Source organism: Sphingobium sp. (genome assembly GCF_003248505.1).
Classification (GTDB): domain Bacteria; phylum Pseudomonadota; class Alphaproteobacteria; order Sphingomonadales; family Sphingomonadaceae; genus Sphingobium.
In genome coordinates, this window is the sequence record NZ_QFOA01000033.1 from 17,347 (window position 1) to 34,582 (window position 17,236).

General features: G+C 60.1%; 14 protein-coding genes. 11 read left to right on the forward strand and 3 right to left on the reverse strand.

What is annotated here, in order from left to right:
* Positions 1-13: 13 nt before the first annotated feature.
* The 7 genes from DI606_RS11605 (at position 14) to DI606_RS11635 (ending at position 8,993) form a co-directional block, all read left to right on the forward strand.
* Positions 14-442, forward strand: a complete 429-nt coding sequence (locus DI606_RS11605; RefSeq protein WP_293983015.1) for an ectoine synthase — start codon at positions 14-16, stop codon at positions 440-442.
* Between the two features lie 28 nt (positions 443-470).
* Positions 471-1,391, forward strand: a complete 921-nt coding sequence (gene thpD, locus DI606_RS11610; protein ID WP_293983018.1) for an ectoine hydroxylase — start codon at positions 471-473, stop codon at positions 1,389-1,391.
* Positions 1,388-2,830 (forward strand): aspartate kinase, encoded by a 1,443-nt coding sequence (locus tag DI606_RS11615; protein ID WP_293983020.1) that lies wholly within the window; start codon positions 1,388-1,390, stop codon positions 2,828-2,830. Before thpD ends, DI606_RS11615 begins: the two co-directional genes overlap by 4 nt.
* A gap of 17 nt (positions 2,831-2,847) precedes the next feature.
* Positions 2,848-4,083, forward strand: coding sequence for an MFS transporter (locus DI606_RS11620; RefSeq protein ID WP_293983021.1), 1,236 nt, complete (start codon positions 2,848-2,850; stop codon positions 4,081-4,083).
* Positions 4,080-5,405 carry an MFS transporter gene (locus tag DI606_RS11625; RefSeq protein ID WP_293983023.1) on the forward strand — a complete coding sequence of 442 codons (1,326 nt, stop codon included), beginning with the start codon at positions 4,080-4,082 and terminating at the stop codon, positions 5,403-5,405. The genes DI606_RS11620 and DI606_RS11625 overlap by 4 nt, the downstream gene beginning before the upstream one ends.
* Before the next feature lie 425 nt (positions 5,406-5,830).
* A complete protein-coding gene (locus DI606_RS11630; protein ID WP_293983025.1) occupies positions 5,831-6,508 on the forward strand; it encodes a Crp/Fnr family transcriptional regulator in 678 nt (225 codons plus the stop codon).
* Positions 6,509-6,716: 208 nt separating this feature from the next.
* Positions 6,717-8,993: an FdhF/YdeP family oxidoreductase gene (locus tag DI606_RS11635; RefSeq protein ID WP_293983028.1), complete on the forward strand. Its 2,277-nt coding sequence runs from the start codon at positions 6,717-6,719 to the stop codon at positions 8,991-8,993.
* A 27-nt stretch (positions 8,994-9,020) separates the two neighbouring features.
* On the opposite strand, the gene DI606_RS11640 is transcribed toward DI606_RS11635, so the two are convergent.
* From DI606_RS11640 to DI606_RS11650, 3 genes are read right to left on the reverse strand one after another with little or no spacing between them, the layout of a single operon-like run.
* On the reverse strand, positions 9,021-10,400 hold the full coding sequence (locus tag DI606_RS11640; protein WP_293983032.1) for an efflux transporter outer membrane subunit: 1,380 nt from the start codon (positions 10,398-10,400) through the stop codon (positions 9,021-9,023).
* A complete protein-coding gene (locus tag DI606_RS11645; RefSeq protein ID WP_293983034.1) occupies positions 10,397-11,578 on the reverse strand; it encodes an HlyD family secretion protein in 1,182 nt (393 codons plus the stop codon). Before DI606_RS11645 ends, DI606_RS11640 begins: the two co-directional genes overlap by 4 nt.
* Positions 11,579-11,582: 4 nt before the next feature.
* Entirely contained in the window at positions 11,583-13,253 is a 1,671-nt protein-coding gene (locus tag DI606_RS11650) for an MFS transporter (RefSeq protein ID WP_293983037.1), read from the reverse strand.
* Between the two features lie 108 nt (positions 13,254-13,361).
* Here DI606_RS11650 and DI606_RS11655 point away from each other — a divergent pair, with 108 nt between their 5' ends.
* The 4 genes from DI606_RS11655 (at position 13,362) to DI606_RS11670 (ending at position 17,033) form a co-directional block, all read left to right on the forward strand.
* A complete protein-coding gene (locus DI606_RS11655; RefSeq protein ID WP_293983039.1) occupies positions 13,362-13,919 on the forward strand; it encodes a TetR/AcrR family transcriptional regulator in 558 nt (185 codons plus the stop codon).
* A 538-nt stretch (positions 13,920-14,457) separates the two neighbouring features.
* Entirely contained in the window at positions 14,458-15,288 is an 831-nt protein-coding gene (locus DI606_RS11660) for a 23S rRNA (adenine(2030)-N(6))-methyltransferase RlmJ (RefSeq protein WP_293983042.1), read from the forward strand.
* A 102-nt stretch (positions 15,289-15,390) separates the two neighbouring features.
* Entirely contained in the window at positions 15,391-15,711 is a 321-nt protein-coding gene (locus DI606_RS11665; RefSeq protein ID WP_293983044.1) for a hypothetical protein, read from the forward strand.
* Positions 15,712-15,815: 104 nt separating this feature from the next.
* Positions 15,816-17,033 carry a phospholipase A gene (locus DI606_RS11670; RefSeq protein ID WP_293983047.1) on the forward strand — a complete coding sequence of 406 codons (1,218 nt, stop codon included), beginning with the start codon at positions 15,816-15,818 and terminating at the stop codon, positions 17,031-17,033.
* Positions 17,034-17,236 lie beyond the last annotated feature (203 nt).

Here is a 17,236-nt window from a genome sequence, read left to right on the forward strand (position 1 = left end):
GGAGATACGACCTATGATCGTTCGCAAACTGCAAGACATCCGCAAGTCCGACCGCAACGTAAAGTCCGAAGGCTGGGAGAGCGCTCGTCTTCTGCTGAAGGACGACAATATGGGCTTTTCCTTCCACGTCACCACCATGTACGCGGGCGCGGAATTGCGCATGCATTACAAGAACCATCTGGAGGCGGTGCTGGTGCTCAAGGGCACCGGCACGATCGAGGATTTGGGAACGGGGGTTACGCACCGGCTGGCGCCAGGCGTCATCTATGCCCTCAATGCCCATGACGAACATATCGTTCGACCGGAAACCGACATAATGTGCGCTTGCGCCTTCAATCCGCCCGTGACCGGGACTGAAGTGCATGACGAGAATGGTGCTTACCCCGCCGATACATCCAGCACCGGAAACGGTGCCTTGCGCGAAGCCGCGCTGACCGACTGAATTTCTAAACGGAAAAGGGGTACGTCCCTTGAGAGATTTCTACCCATCCCGCCACGCTCCGGCGGCGGAGTTTTTGCCGCGCCTCGACCCGGTCGTCCATACGGATTGGAACGAGAGTGCTCCGCTCACACGCAGCCAGGCCGAACAGTTCGACCGCGACGGCTATCTGGTGCTCGAGAACATATTCTCGGACGCCGAAGTCGCCTTCCTCCAGCGGGAGGGCGGCGCGCTGCTGGCTGACCCCAATGCGCTGGAAGCAGAAACGGTGGTCACCGAACCGGGGGCCAATGAGGTCCGCTCCATTTTCCGCATTCATGCGCAAAGCCGAGCGATCGGGCGGTTGGCCCGCGACATCCGGTTAGCAGGGGTTGCGCGTTTCCTGCTGGGCGACGACGTCTATGTCCACCAATCCCGCCTCAATTATAAGCCGGGGTTTCAGGGCAAGGAATTCTACTGGCACAGCGACTTCGAAACCTGGCATGTCGAAGACGGCATGCCGCGCATGCGGGCCTTGTCCATGTCGATACTGTTGGCGGAAAACACCCCCCATAACGGGCCGCTGATGCTGATACCCGGATCTCATCGTCACTATCTGACCTGCGTGGGTGAAACACCCGAAGACCATTATCGTCAGTCGCTAAAGAAACAGGAATATGGCGTCCCTGACGAAGACAGCCTGGCTGAACTGGCGCATAAATTCGGGATCGTCGCCCCGACCGGCAAGCCAGGTTCCGTGGTCATCTTCGACTGCAACATCATGCATGGTTCGAACGGCAACATCACACCGTTCCCGCGCGCCAACGCCTTCCTTGTGTATAATGCGGTGTCGAACCGGCTGGCGGCGCCCTTTGGCGTCGACACGCCACGCCCTGCGTTCATCGCGGCGCGCGGCGAACCGGAAACGATCGCGCCTGTCACCGGTCCGTTGACGGAAGGCGTGCCGGCATGAGTAATAATCATAGCGTCGAAAAAATCGGCGGCACGTCCATGGCCGCCACCGCCACCCTGTTCGATAATGTGCTGATCGGCGGTCGCAAGGATGAAGACCTCTACAACCGTATCTTCGTCGTTTCGGCTTATGCCGGGATGACCGACCTGCTGCTGGAACATAAGAACAGCGGCGAACCGGGCGTCTATGCGCGCTTTGTCGCGGATGAGGATTTGGAAGGCTGGCGCCAGGCAATGGAAGCTGTGCGCCGTGCCATGCGAGATCGCAACGCAACCCTGTTCTTGCGCGCCGACCGGCTGGCAGAGGCGAATGCTTTTGTCGACATCCGGATAGATGCCGTCGCCGCCTGCCTCCACGACCTGTCCCGGCTGCGCAGCCATGGCCGTTTCTGCGTCAAGGAACAATTGATGACGGTGCGCGAATTGCTCGCTGGCCTTGGCGAAGCGCATAGCGCCCATTCGACTGCATTGCTGCTGCGCGACCGCGGCGTCAACGCGCAGTTCATCGACCTGACCCTCTGGGACCAGCAAGACATGCGCGGACTGGACGACCGCATCAGGGAAGCCTTCGCACCGGTCGACCTTGCCACGACGCTCCCCATCGTCACCGGTTATGCCGGGTGCAGCGAGGGCATGGTGCGCCGCTATGCGCGCGGCTATTCTGAAATGACCTTTTCTCGTATTGCCGTTTTGACGGGCGCGCGCGAAGCGATCATTCACAAGGAATTTCACCTGTCGAGCGCCGACCCGCGACTGGTGGGCCAGCACAAGGCGCGCAAGATCGGGCGCACCAACTATGACGTAGCGGACCAGTTGGCGAACCTTGGCATGGAAGCGATCCATCCCGGTGCTGGCCGTGGCCTGCGCCAAACGGATATCCCCCTGCGCGTGCGCAACACTTTCGACCGCGAGGATGGCGGGACGCTCATTTGCAGCAGCTATGTCTCCGACACGCCCCGGGTGGAGATCGTGACCGGAGTGCGCCATGCGCAGGCGCTGCAATTTTTCGAACAGGATATGGTCGGGGTGAAGGGTTATGACGCCGCCATCCTGGAGGCGCTGGCCCGGCACGGTGCCTGGATCGTCAGCAAGGCGTCCAACGCCAATACCATCACTCATTATCTATCGGCTAACGCGGCGACGGTGAAGCGAGTGATCGCCGATCTCCAGACGCGCTATCCCGACGCGGCTATTTCGGCCCAGCCGGTTGCGATCGTATCGGTGATCGGGAGCGACATAGCGCGTCCGGGGCTGATGACGGACGCCTTGCAGGCTTTGGCCTCTGCGCATGTTCCGATCATCGCGATGCAGCACCAGATCCGCAACGTCGATGTCCAGTTCATGGTGGACGTTGGCCATTACGACAGTGCGGTAAGCGCCTTGCACCATGCTTTGGTGGAAGATGGGACCAATATGACGGAGGATCGGCGCGCGGCCTGATCCGCGCCCCGCCCAATATGTTTGCCGCAATCCGTCCCGTCCGCAGCCTGCTGCTTGCCATCTTCATGTTGATGGCGGGCAGCGGTTTCCTGTCCACATTGATCGGCCTTCGACTGGAACGCGCAGGCGCGGGCACCATGGCGATCGGCGCGGTCGCTACTGCCTATTTCGGCGGATTGGTGGTCGGCGCGTTGCGGGCGGGCGACATTGTGCGACAGGTCGGGCATATCCGTGCATTCGCAGCGTTCGTGTCACTGTTGTCGGCCAGCACGCTCGCTTATGCGCTAGTGCAGTTCCCGCTGTTCTGGACGATGCTGCGGTTGATCGACGGCGTCTGCGTTGCAGGCGTGTTCATCTGCCTGGAAAGCTGGCTCAACGACCGGGCCGAGGCGGAGACACGGGGGAGCGTGCTCGCCGCCTATATGGTGGCGCTCTATTCCGGGCAGGCGGTCGGGCAATTACTTCTGGCGGCAAGCGGCGCGCTACCTGCTGTGCCGTTCCAGTTGGCCTCCATTCTCATTTCGCTGGCGATCGTTCCGCTCTGCCTGACCCGCAGCGCCGCGCCCGTCCCGGTCGAGACCGAGGCCTTTTCCATCCGTGCGCTCTATGCTGCATCGCCGCTCGGCACGTTCGGGGCTGTCACCACCGGGCTGATGCTGGGCGCCTTCTACGGCATGGCCGCCGTTCATGTCCGGCGGCTGGGGCTTGATCTGGGTGCGACCGCCAGTTTCATGACGATCGTGATACTCGGCGGCGTGGCCCTGCAATGGCCGCTTGGTCGCCTGTCGGACCGACTTGATCGGCGGCGGGTGATCGTGGGCTGTTTCGCTGCCACCATGACAGTTTGCCTGATCCTGACCATGCCGGTGTCGGTCGGGCCGTTGTTTCTGGCTTTGGGGGCGTTGTTCGGCGGCCTCAGCTTCGCACTCTATCCCCTGTGCGTTGCGCATTGCAACGACCGGCTGCTGTCCACCGAAAGGGTGGCGGCGAGCGGACGGCTGGTGCTGCTTTATTCGGTCGGCGCGGCTATCGGTCCGCTCGGTGCGGCCATTGTGATGAATATTGCACCGAGCGGCGGCTTGTTTCTGTTCATCGCACTGTGCGCGGGCGCAACGCTTGCCTTTGGCCTGTGGCGCCAAGCTGCCGCGCCTTCCGTGCCGGCCCCCGACCAACAGGATTTTCAGATCGTACCGCGCACCACGCCGATGGCGTCACTGCTCGATCCCAATACCGCAGACGGACATATGTCATGACCGCTTTTGACCCCATGCCCTCGTCACCCAGTGTCGATGACGCCACGCTACGTCGTGCCATCGCCGCTTCTGCGTTGGGCAATGCGACCGAATGGTTCGACTATGGCATTTATGCCTATGGCGTCACTTATATATCGGCCGCGCTGTTCCCGGGCGACGTCGACGATGCCGTGCTGTTCGCGCTGGCGACCTTTGCCATATCCTTCCTCGTCAGACCGTTGGGCGGACTGTTCTGGGGGCCGCTCGGCGATCGGTTAGGGCGCAAATCGGTGCTGGCGCTGACAATATTGCTGATGTCCGGTGCGACACTGGCGGTCGGCCTCGTCCCATCCTATGCGCAAATCGGCTTTTGGGCCCCGTCGCTTTTGATCGTGCTGCGCATGGTTCAGGGCTTTTCCACCGGTGGCGAATATGGCGGCGCTGCGACCTTCATGGCCGAATATGCGCCCGACAACCGGCGCGGTTTCTATGGCAGTTTTCTGGAATTCGGCACGCTGGCGGGCTTTTCCTTCGGCGCTGTCCTCATGCTCAGCTTCTCCCTGCTACTGGGGGACGAGGCGATGCATGATTGGGGTTGGCGGGTACCGTTCCTTGTCGCCGCGCCCATGGGCCTTGTCGGCATGTATCTACGGTCGAGGATGGAAGACACGCCGGTTTTTCGCGAACAGCCCGTCGAAGGCAGCCAACCCCCCTCGCTAAGAGCGCTGATACGCGAACACGCCCGACCGATGCTGGTCGTCGGTGGCCTGGTGGTAGCGCTCAACGTCGTTAATTACACTCTGCTAAGCTATATGCCGACCTATTTACAGCGGCGCATAGGCCTGTCGCCGGACGAAGCACTGATCGTGCCGATCATCGGCATGATTTTCATGATGCTGTTCCTGCCCTTCGCTGGCCGCCTGTCAGACCGGATCGGCCGCAAACCCATGTGGCGCCTGTCGCTCATCGGGCTGCTGTTGGGCGTGGTGCCGCTCTATATGTTGATGGCAACCGGTTTCTTCGGTGCGATCATGGGCTTCGCTGTACTTGGCCTGCTCTATGTCCCGCAACTGGCGACCATCTCTGCAACCTTCCCTGCACTATTCCCCACATCCGTTCGGTTCGCAGGCTTCGCGATCGCTTACAACATGTCCACATCGCTGTTCGGGGGAACCGCGCCTGCCATCGGCAGCAGCCTGATCAGCCTGACCGGCATCGACCTCATGCCGGCTTTCTACATGATGTTGGCTTGCCTTGTCGGTCTCGTCGCGCTGCGCTTCATGCCCGAGACGGCAGGCCGTTCCCTGCATGACGATGTCTTTGCGGATCGGACGGATGCATGACATCCTTAACGGTCATATCACGCGCCACCGTACCGGCGGTCGTTTAGATCGAGCCGGGTTGTAAGCGATGTCGGCAATTATGCCGCTGATCGCGATTGCCTGGACTGCAAGCTGGATTCCCAGAATCCAAGCAGTACAGGTTGCACAGGGCCAGTTTCGCTTCTGCGCGAGCTGAGATACGCGCGAAGCATGCTCGATATGGCTTGCCTTCGAAATGAACTGGCCCATCGGCATTTCAATGTTTGGCGGGCATGGCGGGAGAGCGGAAGTCCTGCCATTTTTCGACGTAGGGTGATTTTGGCAGATTTGCCAGATTGCCTGCTGGCTGGCGGCGTGACGAAGAATCTTGTGCAACCCAACCCATGTGAATCCGGAACATGATGATATCGCTATGATGGATTGGGAGGCACTAACGGGGAATAAGGATGCTGAGCCAAGTTGCACCGGAAGGAGATATCCTTTTTTTCAGGCCGCATGAACTTCTTGCACGGGAGAATGAGCCGCCTCCCGGTCTTTACCAGCTGCTGGAGGGCTGGGCGTGCAGATACCGGCTCCTCCCCGACGGAAGGCGGCAGATCACAGCTCTCTACCTGCCGGGCGATTATTGCGAGGCGCACTGGGCGCTGGGACACGGGCCGAGGCAGCCGATTGTCGCTCTTACCAATGTTCGCGCCTATCGAACCCCCTGCCGCGTCCCTTCAGGCGTGCCAGGGGATGTGCTTCAAGGATTCTGGCGGAACCTCGTCGACGGATCGGAAAGGCAGGCAGATTGGCTGGTGACGCTGGGCCGCCGCAGCGCACCGGAAAGGCTGGCGCATCTGATGATCGAATTGTACGAACGAATGCGGCGCGCGGGCCTTGCCTATGGGCAGCAATGCGCGCTGCCCCTTACACAGATTGATATAGCGGACCTGACCGGACTGACGCCCGTGCACGTCAACCGCACGCTCCAGGCCATGCGAGCTGCCGGATTGATCGAACTGCAGTCGAAATGGTTGCGTATCCCCGATCTTGCTACATTGCGCGGGGCTGCCGCAATGGCCCCGCAGGCCGCCGACCATCGTTGCGATAGCGGGGACGCTGATAAGGCGGACACAGTCTGACACGCCTCGGGCCAGCAGCAGCGCCTGCGTCACCCGCTAACAGCCGCACCGACATGTCGTGAGGCCCGCCCTCACCGCGCCCGGCGGCGCTATGACGGGATCGCTTGCATACCCCTGCCAAATTGTCGCGGCTGGCGCGGAACTGCGATCATTCGCTGTGGTTGAGGGGAGATAGCATTTCTCCCTCCTTCGAAGGATCCACGCGAACATGAAACAACAAGGTGAGCCAGCCGGCGGATGGGGATCGCTCAAGGATATCGTCGAGAGCGAGCTTTCCCAGCGAGCAGGTCCGGGCGCGTTCGAGACGCTGGCCCATTTGAACAAGCCCGAAGGTACGGCGTGCACGTCCTGCGCATGGATCAAGCCTGAAAAGCCGAGCCTTTTCGAATTTTGCGAGAATGGTGCTAAGGCCACCCTATGGGATTTGACGAGCGCGCGCTGCACCCCGGAAGTCTTTGCAAAGCATAATGTTTCGGACCTTGCGACGCGTGACGCTCATGCCCTTGAAATGCTGGGCCGGCTTACAGAACCGATGCGCTACGATCCTGCGAGTGATCGTTACGTACGGGCCAGTTGGACGGAGGCGTTCCAAGCCATCGGTGCTAAATTGCGGACGATCGACCCGCGATCCGCCACTTTCTACGCCAGTGGTAAGGCTGCGCTGGAACCAAGCTATCTCTACGCCCTGTTTGCACGTGCATATGGGCATAATAATTTGCCCGATAGCTCGAACATGTGCCACGAAACCACGTCCGTAGGCCTGAAAAAAGTCATCGGATCGCCTGTTGGCACATGTCAGGAAGAAGATTTCGAACATTGCGACGCCATCTTCTATCTGGGCCAAAATCCCGGTACAAATTCCCCCCGTATCCTTCACCCCCTCCAACACGCCGTGCAGCGCGGGTGCCGGATCGTCAGTTTCAACCCATTGCGTGAAACCGGCCTCACGGCCTTCGTCAATCCGCAAAACCCGGTCCAGATGACGATAGGCAAGCCCACCAACCTCAGTCATCTCTATCTACAGGTAAGACCGGGCGGCGACATCGCAGCCTTGATGGGGGTTTGCAAACGCGTCCTAGCCAAGGATGCGGAGGCCCGGGCGAACGGTGAGCCGGCTCTCATCGACGATATGTTCATTCAGGAGCATACCAACGGCATCGATGCTTTCATGCGTAAGATAGAGAGCACAGATTGGAGCGAACTCGAGGTTGAAAGCGGCGTGACGCGTGCGGAGATGGAAGCTGCCGGAGACGTTTATATCGAGGCGTCAAACGTCATGGGCATTTACGGCATGGGACTGACGCAACATGTCCATGGCGCGGAATCGATAGGTCTCCTTGTCAATTTGCTGCTGTTGAAGGGGAATATCGGGCGCAAGGGCGCGGGATGCTCCCCCATTCGGGGCCATTCCAACGTTCAAGGTCAGCGGACGGTTGGAATCACGGAGAAAGTATCGTTGGCGCCGGTCGAAAAATATCGCGAATTGTTCGATCTGGAGACACCGCAAAATGATGGCCATACGACCGTTGAATTCCTGGATGCCGTGATCGACGGCAGCAACAAGGCCTTCATCGGGCTGGGTGGCAATCTGGCTATGGCCGTCCCGGACCATGGCCCGGTCCACGCCGCATGGCGAGAGATGGAATTGACTGTCCATATCGCGACCCGGCTCAATCACACGCATTTGATGCCGGGCCGGGAAAGCTGGCTGCTTCCCTGCTTGGTCCGCGCCGAAAAGGATATGCAGGCAACGGGCAATCAGTGGGTCTCGATTGAGGACAGTTTCAGCCATGTCACTGGGTCAATGGGGCGTCGGTCCCCGGCGGACGTCAATCTGATGAGCGAAACGGCTATTATTTGTGAAATAGCGCGGGCGACGCTGAACCCTCATCCCAAACTACGCTGGGAGGAATGGCAAAAGGATTATAGCATTGTTCGCGCCCTTATCGCGCGCACTTTCCCCGAGCAGTTCCATGACATGAGCGCCAGGATGAATCAGCCTGGGGGGTTCTTTCGCGGCAACCCCGCGCGCGAGCGCATCTGGAAAACGAAAAGCGGTAAAGCTGAGTTCACCGACCCGTCCGTTCTCAACGCTTGCGGCAAAAATCGCCCCGAAAACGGGTTTCACTTGATGACGCTTCGATCGCACGACCAGTTCAATACAACAGTCTACGGATACAAAGACCGGCTACGCGGCATCGAGGGCGATCGCATGATCGTGATGATGAATCCCGTCGATATGGATGCACATGGTCTTAGGGAAGGAACGCAAATCACCTTGCGTACAGTATATGACGACGGGGTCGAGCGGATGGTGGCGGGGCTGACCGTCAAGCCCTATGAAGTGCCGACGGGGGCTATGTTCGGCTATTTTCCAGAACTCAATCCACTCATCCCCCGCGGACATCACGACGAACTGTCGAAAACTCCGGCCAGCAAGGGCGTCCCCGTCGCGCTTGTCCGCACAAACAATCATATCCCATAAGGCCGCGATCCGGCTCGTCCTGTCAATTCATTCCACATCTTTCCATCCCCCGCCCAGGGCTGCCCACAACTGGATAAGATTATTCAGCTGCGCCTCGCGCACGCTGATGGCGGCCAAGTCGACTTGGAACAAATTCCGTTGCGCATCCAGCTCCTCGATATACGCGGCATAGCCACCGCGATAGCGGTCCCGCGCAAGAACGAGCGATCTTTGCAGAATGGTTCGCCGCCGCTTCACGCGTTCAAGCTGATCGCGCAGATTGCGCTCACCCGAAAGCGCATTCTCGACCTCGCCGAAGGCCGTCAGCACGGCGCCACGGTAAGCAAACGCCGCTTGATCACGCTGGGCCGTGGCAGTGTCGAGGTTCGCTGACAGTTGCCCGCCTGCAAAAATTGGCGCCAATATGCTCGCGCCCACGCTCCATAGGCCGACTGGGTCCCAGTCAAGCGCGTCAACGAACAATGCGCCCCCGCTTCCGGTCAACTGGATGTTAGGCAGAAATTCGGCACGCCGCGACGCCATCTGTCGATCGGCAGCGACGATCGCCAGCTCGGCGCTTGCCAGATCGGGACGTCGGCGCATCAGTGTCGAAGGCAGACCTGCTGGCACCGCGGGAAGGACAAGATTTTCCAGGCGGCCCCGGACGACCGCACCTGGAAGATCGCCGGTCAATCGGCGCAGCGCATTCTCTTGCACACGGAAGGTCTGCTTCAACTGCGGTATCGTCTGCGCGACCGCTTCATACTCCGACTGTGCCTGCGTCAGCTCAAGCTGCGAGCTGTAACCGACGGCAGCACGGTCGGTCGCGATCCGCAATGCCTGTTCGCGGCTTCGTAACGTCGCCTCACTGACCTCTATCTGAGCCGCGAGCGACAGAAGCGTCACATAGCCGCGCAGCGTAGCGGAAATAACCGACAGTCGCGTCGCATCGCGATCCGCCCGGCTGGCGACATAGCTCGCGCGGGCCGCACCTTCCAGCGCCCGCACCCGGCCGAACAGGTCGAAATTCCATGCCGCGGATAGTTCGGGCTGGGCAAAATAGGTCGTCGCGCCCCGACCCGTCACCTGGTTCAGTGGCCGCTGACCGCCCCCGGCACCTTGTGCATCCAGCGTCGGTAACCGCGCCGCACGCGCAAGGCGGGTTGCCGCCTCCAGCTCGTCGACGCGCGCGATGGCAACGAGAACATCTGGGTTATTGGCGACCGCCTTCTCGACCAGCGGCGGAATTGCGGGATCGTTCAATCTTTGCCACCAGTCGGCATCGACGGCGACGACATTGCCGGACGGAACCTCGCGCCAGTCCTGCGGCAGTGCGACGGTCGCGGCCCCGGGAATAGTACGAATCTCCGGGGCGCAGCCGGAAAGCATCGCAGCGGCGCCACCGATTAGCAGAAATGCACGGGTCATCGCTGCTGCTCGCGCGGTGAGGCAACGTCGGCGGTATCGACCTGAGCGACCACTGACATACCCGGCCGCAAGCGGGCGGCGAGCGGCTGTTTGGGGTCGATCCGGATCCGCACCGGGATACGTTGCACGATCTTGGTAAAGTTGCCGCTGGCATTGTCTGGCCGCAATACGCTGAACTCCGATCCGGTCGCCGGCGCGATCTGCTCGACGACGCCGGTCAGTCGCGCCTTGTCGAGCGCATCGACCCGGAAGCTGGCGCGCTGCCCGATCCGCATCCGAGCGGTCTGCGTCTCCTTGAAGTTGGCGACGACCCAGAGCTGCTCGGGAACGAGGAACATCAACTGCGATCCGGCTGCAACATATTGCCCGACCCGTACCGATGCCTCACCGATCTGCCCATCGCGCGGGGCGCGGATCAGCGTGTTGGCAAGGTTGATGCGAGCGAGGTCGACCTGTGCCTGTGCTTGCGCGACCTTGCCTTCTAAAGATTGGCGCGACACCTGGGTCGAACGGATCGTCTGTTGCTGGTTGTCGATTGCGGCGTCGGCGCGGGTGATGCCCGCTTCTGCAGCGAGCTTAGTCGCGCGGACCTGATCGCGTTCGCGCAGCGACACCGAGCCTCGACTGGCCAGTTCGCTCACGCGATCCAGATCGGCTTCGGCACGCACCAGTTCAGCCTGTGCCTGTTGCCGATCCGCGACACGGGTACGCAGCGTTGCCTGGTTCTGAGCAACCGTCTGCTCCCAGTTCGCCAAATCGGCCTTCGCGATTGTCAGCTCAGCGAGCGCCTGGTCCAGCTGCTGGCGATAGATGCGGTCGTCGATCCGTAGCAGCAATTGCCCCCGCTTGACCTTCGCGAAATCGCGAACTGTGACATCGGTCACATAACCGTTTACCTGCGGCGCCATGGCCGTGATCTGGCCACGCACATAGGCATTTTCGGTTGTCTTTTCATCGCTGGTGAACGGCCACAACTGCCATGCGTACAGCACGACCAGCGCGCCGAGTACGAAGATGACGGCCATGATGGCGACCGTTCGCGCGCGCGGCTTGATCGTCTTTGGCGGCGATTGAGGAGAAACGTCGGGACGCGGGGCGGTTGCTTCCGCTTCGGGTGAAACCTGCAGAGGAGCGGCGTCGGTTGCCGCCGGATCGGGCGTGGTTCGTTGTTCGGTCATTGGGTCATACCGTGGCTGCGCCGGCGGATGCCCCGGCGGTTGGTGGACTGTTACGAGCGTTTCGGGCCGCGATGACCAAGCGAATGAGAGACCATAGCAGGAGCAACCCGGCGAGAATGGCGTTCAGCGTGAACACGTCATTATAGGCTCTAACATTCGCTTCGCGCGTCGACGTCTGGGAGAGCAAACCCACGCCTTGTGCCTGCCGGCGGACGGGGTCGGTGATTTGCGCGGCATAGACCTGCCCCTGCTGCGCCAAGCGTTGCGCCACGACCGGATCGCCGGGATCGAGGTTTGCTGTGATCTGCGCCGAATATTCATGCTCACGCACCTGTTGGAAGGTGCCGAACAATGCCGGTCCGGCAAGCCCCCCCAGCGATTGGGTGATCGCAAACAGGACAGCGAAAGTGACAATATGGTCGGCCCCTTTGGACAGCGCTTTCATCACGCCGACCAGCAGCAACGGACCCATGAATAGGCCCGACGCCATCGCCAGCAGGAATTGGCTGAGCATCATCGTATTAGGCCGCGTATCGCTGGTCGCATCGTTGTCGCTCAGCGATCCGATCAGGATCAACGCAATCGCCCCGACAAGCTGTAGCGGGATCGCCTTCGGCCCGAAGGTCAGCGCCGAAACGGCGATCCCAGCGACGAGTCCGCCCAACATAACAAGATAGAAAAGCTGGAGCTGATCGGGCCCCATACCCAGCGTCCGCAGCAAACCGGTCGCGGCAAAGGTCTGTTCCGAAAGCAGAAGCCGGATCGCAAAGGCACCAAAGGCGAAGCGCATCGTGTCCGCAGTTCCCAGCCAGCGCGTCTGGATCAACGGACGGCGGCGATGATGTTCGATCAGAAACGTCGTCAGGAACAGGCCAAGTGCCGCAATCAGCGCGATTCCCATCCACGGCTGCTCTGTCCACCATTGCACCCGCCCCTGCGCCAGTACCGCACCGATCAGCGCAAACGCCGGAGCGAGTACCAGAAAGGTCAGGAAATCTTTCGCCTCGAAGACCTTAATACGAATGCCCGGCGGCAGCTTAAGGACGACGCAGGCCGCCAGTGTACAAAGCGCCAGCCCGAACTCGAAAAGATACAGCGTTTGCCAATCGCCGAGGTCGAGCAGCGCCGGCGACAGCAGCCACGCGACGGGAACCCAGAGCTGCGACATGCCCAGCGCTACGCAAAGCCCTTGCCCAAGCTTGGCTTTGGGAAAGGCTTGCAAAACATAGAAGATGGCGAGAGCGCTCATCGGGGCGGCGGCGAAGCCGGCGATAGCACGCACCAAGACCGCCCCTTCATAACTCTGGATCATAAGATAGAGCGCGCAGATAACGATATATGCGGCAAGCCCGGCTTCGGCAAAGCGCTGAATACCGAATTGCTGTCGGCATTTGAAAAGGATCAGGTTCGAAGAGACGTTCACCATGACGTAGGCAGCGGGCAACCACGCGCCCTGCACCGGCGTCAGCCCCAACGAGCCCTGGATCTGCGGCAAGTTCGCCGACACGATAGCGTTGCCCAGTCCCGAGGTCGCGCTGACCAGAATGCCGACCAGCAAATAGGCGATCCGGCGACCCGCACTGTGTCGCGGAGTCGCCGGGGAGCCGGGCAGTGACGGCTTTTCATCCTCCTCCCATGCGGGAAGCGGATCTAGCGGTTCGGGGGGCGCGCTCATGCTTGCCAATGACGTTCTGCAGGTTGCATCGAATCAAATCGCGCGTAAAAGAGAAAAACGGACAAACAATGTCCGCTTATATCGTTCCCCTTCCGGCGGAAAGCAAGTGTGCGAAAAGATGCGCAATTACGACGCGACCGCCTGATCGAAGCGGCGACGGCGATCTTCGAACGTGACGGATATGGCATCGCGCTTGACGAGATCGCAATCGAGGCGGGTGTCGGGCGGGCGACTTTGTATCGCAACTTCCACGATCGTATCGGGCTCATGGAAGCCGTTCTGGCGCATAAGGTGACGATGGTCGAACGGTTCGTAGCCGATCATGACGACGATGGGACCTTGCTCGCCACGTTCCTATCCCGGCAAGGGCTGCTCGTCTCGCTGCATGCGTCGGCGATCCAGACGCTGATCCGCGATAACACAAGAAAGGCGTTCGTTGCCGATCTGTCCCGCCGCAGCGTGGCGATTCTCGATCAGGTGGTGCGGCGGTCTCAGCGTGCCGGAACCCTGCGCGTTGACGCAACCGCCCAACATTTGCGTCTGGCGACGCTCATGCTGATGGCGGTAGGCCAGGAGCCGCGCATCGGCGACTACAACGCTCTCGACCTCGTCGGCGAAATCCTGCTTTTTGGCTTGGTCCCTCGGGCAGACGATCTGGCAGACTGAACATCTGTCTAAATTGCAAAGGTTGAAACCGATGGGGTGCGTATAGGGGCGATTGGGTAATGAGAGGAATGTTGTGGGGGACGAAGCGGCCACCTCCACGACTTCATCAATGCCGTCGGCGTCAGTCGGCTATCGTCCAGCGCAGCCGCTGGTTTTCCGCTCCAGTTCCTTCGCTCACCGTGCGTGATCGGTCTGCAGTCCGTCATATTCCCCACGCCAGCAACAACAGGTATGCTAGCTGACTGCGATCCGGCGGCAGGCCTCCCTTTCGCGGCCCAAACTATCATGGTGTCGGGGCCACTCAGCGAAGGGAAGATCGGAGCCGCGCATATCTGTCGAGAAGACCGAGCGCGCACTATCACTCTAGACGGCACGTCGGCCGCGGGAAATCCCGTTTTGCTGGAAATAGACCTGCGTGGGATTGCCGGGGATGCCCATCGCTCCTCTGCCGTAGGCGGTAATTTTGGCGTCGCCATAGCTTCGCTTTGCACAAGGTCCCGCCGGTCGTGTAAAGGCCGGTTGTCAAGATTGGGTCACAATGAATTATCGTCATTCCTTCCATGCCGGCAACAGCGCCGATGTCGTAAAGCACAGCCTCCTAATCGCTTTGGTGCGGGCCTTGCAGCAGAAGGAAGGGGCGCTGACGCTGATCGACACCCATGCCGGATGCGGGCTGTATGATCTTGGAGGCAGCGATGCTCAACGCACAGGTGAAGCCTCGCAGGGGGTGCTGCGGGCCTTTGCCGAACCGAACCCCCTGCTGGACGAGTACCGCAGCGCCGTGCAGGCGGTGAATGCGGGTAGCGAGCCGCAACTGTACCCCGGATCGCCGCAGATTCTGGCGCAGCTTCTGCGCTCGCAGGATTTCCTGATCCTCAATGAAAAGCACCCGGAAGATGCTTACGCCCTGCGCGGCATTATGCGGGACACCCGCGCGGCCATACACGAACGCGATGCCTACGAACTTTGGCTCGCGATGTTGCCGCCCCGCACTACACGCGGCGTGGTGGTTGTCGACCCGCCTTACGAACAGCTTGACGAACGCGCACGTATCACCGCCACCCTGGCCGCCGCTTGTCGCAAATGGGCGCATGGCGTGACGGTGATCTGGTATCCTTTAAAAGACAGCGCCGCGCATCGGCGATGGAAGCAGCAGTTACGCAAGCTCCGCATCCCAAAATTGTTTTTGGTGGAGCATTGGCTGTACGATAGTGAGCAATCTGGCATCTATAACGGCGCGGGGCTCTTTATCATCAATCCGCCCTATGTTTTTACGCAAGAGCTGCCGCCGCTACTGGAAGCTTTACGTACAGCTTTGGCACCTGACGGGCATAAGGGCGAGATTATAGCGGGTTGGCTGGGCGATTAAGGTTGCAACCAAATCGATCGTTCCAAATGGCGAAATAATATGCCGAGAAATCCAATGGATTGAAGGGTGGAGTACCGCTGCCGAAATGCTATGGCATAGATTATGTTTCAAGCACCCGGCCGCAGCGGCACTGTAGAAATCGACGGTTTCAAATATGACTGGGAACTCCTGAGCGAGCCTCAATTGTCCTCCTCGGAGGGTTGGAAGGGCATGACTATCTCCCTGCGCCAAAGAGAAATGCCGCGACAAGCAGTGTTGGAATTTCCACCGCCCAAGCGATTGATGAAAGGATTGCCGAAAGGGCGTCTGCATATCAACGATGCGATCGCTGCGAGAGGGGTGCGGTCAGCATTAGCGGCGGGATGGGATCCTGCGTCGCGAGGGAAACCAACGGTGTTCATGGTCGACGCCAGCGGTGATTAACCACTCCCGCGCCGATAGCCGAGATGTGCCTCGCTAGGCGCTTGCCAGAGATGCAACAATCTCTATGGGTCGCTGACTATTCATGACGGAGGGCAATTGGCCCGATGAGAAGCCCACTCCTGTTTTCGCTGGCCGTTACCATTGCAACTTCGTTGCCAGGCACGGCATTCGCTCAGAGCACGATCGAAATGCTGATCGGGCACGTAGTTGCAGATGTTGAGGGCGGTGCATTGGTCGACGTGCGGCTACTCAACACCGGCGCAGAAAAAGTCGACGCGAACTTGCCAAAAGACGTGGAAGGTAGGCTCGCTAGGCCGGGTTCCATTGGTAGTGGACGCACGGTTACGCTGCACCGCGACCCGGAAACAGCTGCCATTGTCGCGGTAGAGCCCGGACGTTTTGCAATTGTAGGTTACCGGCTGGAACGTGGCGACTTTCAAGATGGTGAGATACTATCCGTACCGTTATGGGGAACTCAAACCTTCACATTGGCTGCGGCGCCGCCGCCCGCCTCGGGGCGCTCGGATGTCACCACGCAGGTCGCAACTGCAACCCCCGCCCCGACCCCGGCTACGCCACCGCCCAGCGATCGCACCGTGGGCAATGCCTTCATCGAGAATCTGAGCGCGCACGAGCCGATCTATGCCGTCTATGGTCCCGGTACAAATAGCGAAGCGCGCCTACAAATCAGTTTCAAGTATCAGCTTTTTGGTAGCCAAGTAAACGCCAGTCGCCACAAATGGAGCGATGGTTTCTATTTCGCTTATACACAGCGCATGTTCTGGGATCTTGGGGCAAGCTCATCGCCATTCCGAAACATCGATTTTCAACCCGATTTGTTTTACGCGACGCCACCTAAGGCATTGTCCGATATGGCGACGTTGAGTGCCCAAATAGGACTACGCCACGAGTCAAATGGCCGCGACGGCGACTATTCCCGTAGCCTCAACACAGTCTACATAGCTCCAATGGCGGCATTCTCGCTGCGCAACGACATTCGCCTGACAGTCGCGCCGCGCGCATGGCTCTATGCAGGCGACCTCTCGGACAATCCCGATATCCGGCGCTATCGCGGAAATACTGGCCTTTTTGTCGAGATCGGCCAAGGCGACGGGCTTCGTCTTTCCACGTCCAGCCGTTTCAATCCCAGTAGCGGCAAAGGTTCAATTGGAGCGGACTTGTCCTATCCTCTGCGCCGTATCCTTGGAGGTGGACCAGATTTCTATCTCTTCGCGCAGACCTTTCTTGGGTACGGTGAGAACCTGCTGGACTATAATCGGCGGATGACCCGTGTTCGTCTGGGCGTCGCACTGGTACGGTAGCATATTTCAATCTCGACGGAGGTGGGTCGGCACCCGATGATCTGGCTCCATTTTGATTTGACATGAGCCCGTCGAGCGGCGGCATGATGCGCTCGTCTCCAGCATGACCCAACTTGAACAGTGCTTTTGGAAAAGGCATTTTTGTTCAATGACATGCACGCACCGGCGCGAGTGTTACCACTACATTTTTGGGTTTGGTTGAG

Bases quoted from the DNA above. Each gene is read 5' to 3' on its own strand.
- DI606_RS11605 (WP_293983015.1), top strand. From the start codon at position 14: ATGATCGTTCGCAAACTGCAAGACATCCGCAAGTCCGACCGCAACGTA.
- DI606_RS11615 (WP_293983020.1), top strand. From the start codon at position 1,388: ATGAGTAATAATCATAGCGTCGAAAAAATCGGCGGCACGTCCATGGCC.
- DI606_RS11620 (WP_293983021.1), top strand. From the start codon at position 2,848: ATGTTTGCCGCAATCCGTCCCGTCCGCAGCCTGCTGCTTGCCATCTTC.
- DI606_RS11625 (WP_293983023.1), top strand. From the start codon at position 4,080: ATGACCGCTTTTGACCCCATGCCCTCGTCACCCAGTGTCGATGACGCC.
- DI606_RS11630 (WP_293983025.1), top strand. From the start codon at position 5,831: ATGCTGAGCCAAGTTGCACCGGAAGGAGATATCCTTTTTTTCAGGCCG.
- DI606_RS11635 (WP_293983028.1), top strand. From the start codon at position 6,717: ATGAAACAACAAGGTGAGCCAGCCGGCGGATGGGGATCGCTCAAGGAT.
- DI606_RS11640 (WP_293983032.1), bottom strand. From the start codon at position 10,400: ATGACCCGTGCATTTCTGCTAATCGGTGGCGCCGCTGCGATGCTTTCC.
- DI606_RS11645 (WP_293983034.1), bottom strand. From the start codon at position 11,578: ATGACCGAACAACGAACCACGCCCGATCCGGCGGCAACCGACGCCGCT.
- DI606_RS11650 (WP_293983037.1), bottom strand. From the start codon at position 13,253: ATGAGCGCGCCCCCCGAACCGCTAGATCCGCTTCCCGCATGGGAGGAG.
- DI606_RS11660 (WP_293983042.1), top strand. From the start codon at position 14,458: ATGAATTATCGTCATTCCTTCCATGCCGGCAACAGCGCCGATGTCGTA.
- DI606_RS11665 (WP_293983044.1), top strand. From the start codon at position 15,391: ATGTTTCAAGCACCCGGCCGCAGCGGCACTGTAGAAATCGACGGTTTC.
- DI606_RS11670 (WP_293983047.1), top strand. From the start codon at position 15,816: ATGAGAAGCCCACTCCTGTTTTCGCTGGCCGTTACCATTGCAACTTCG.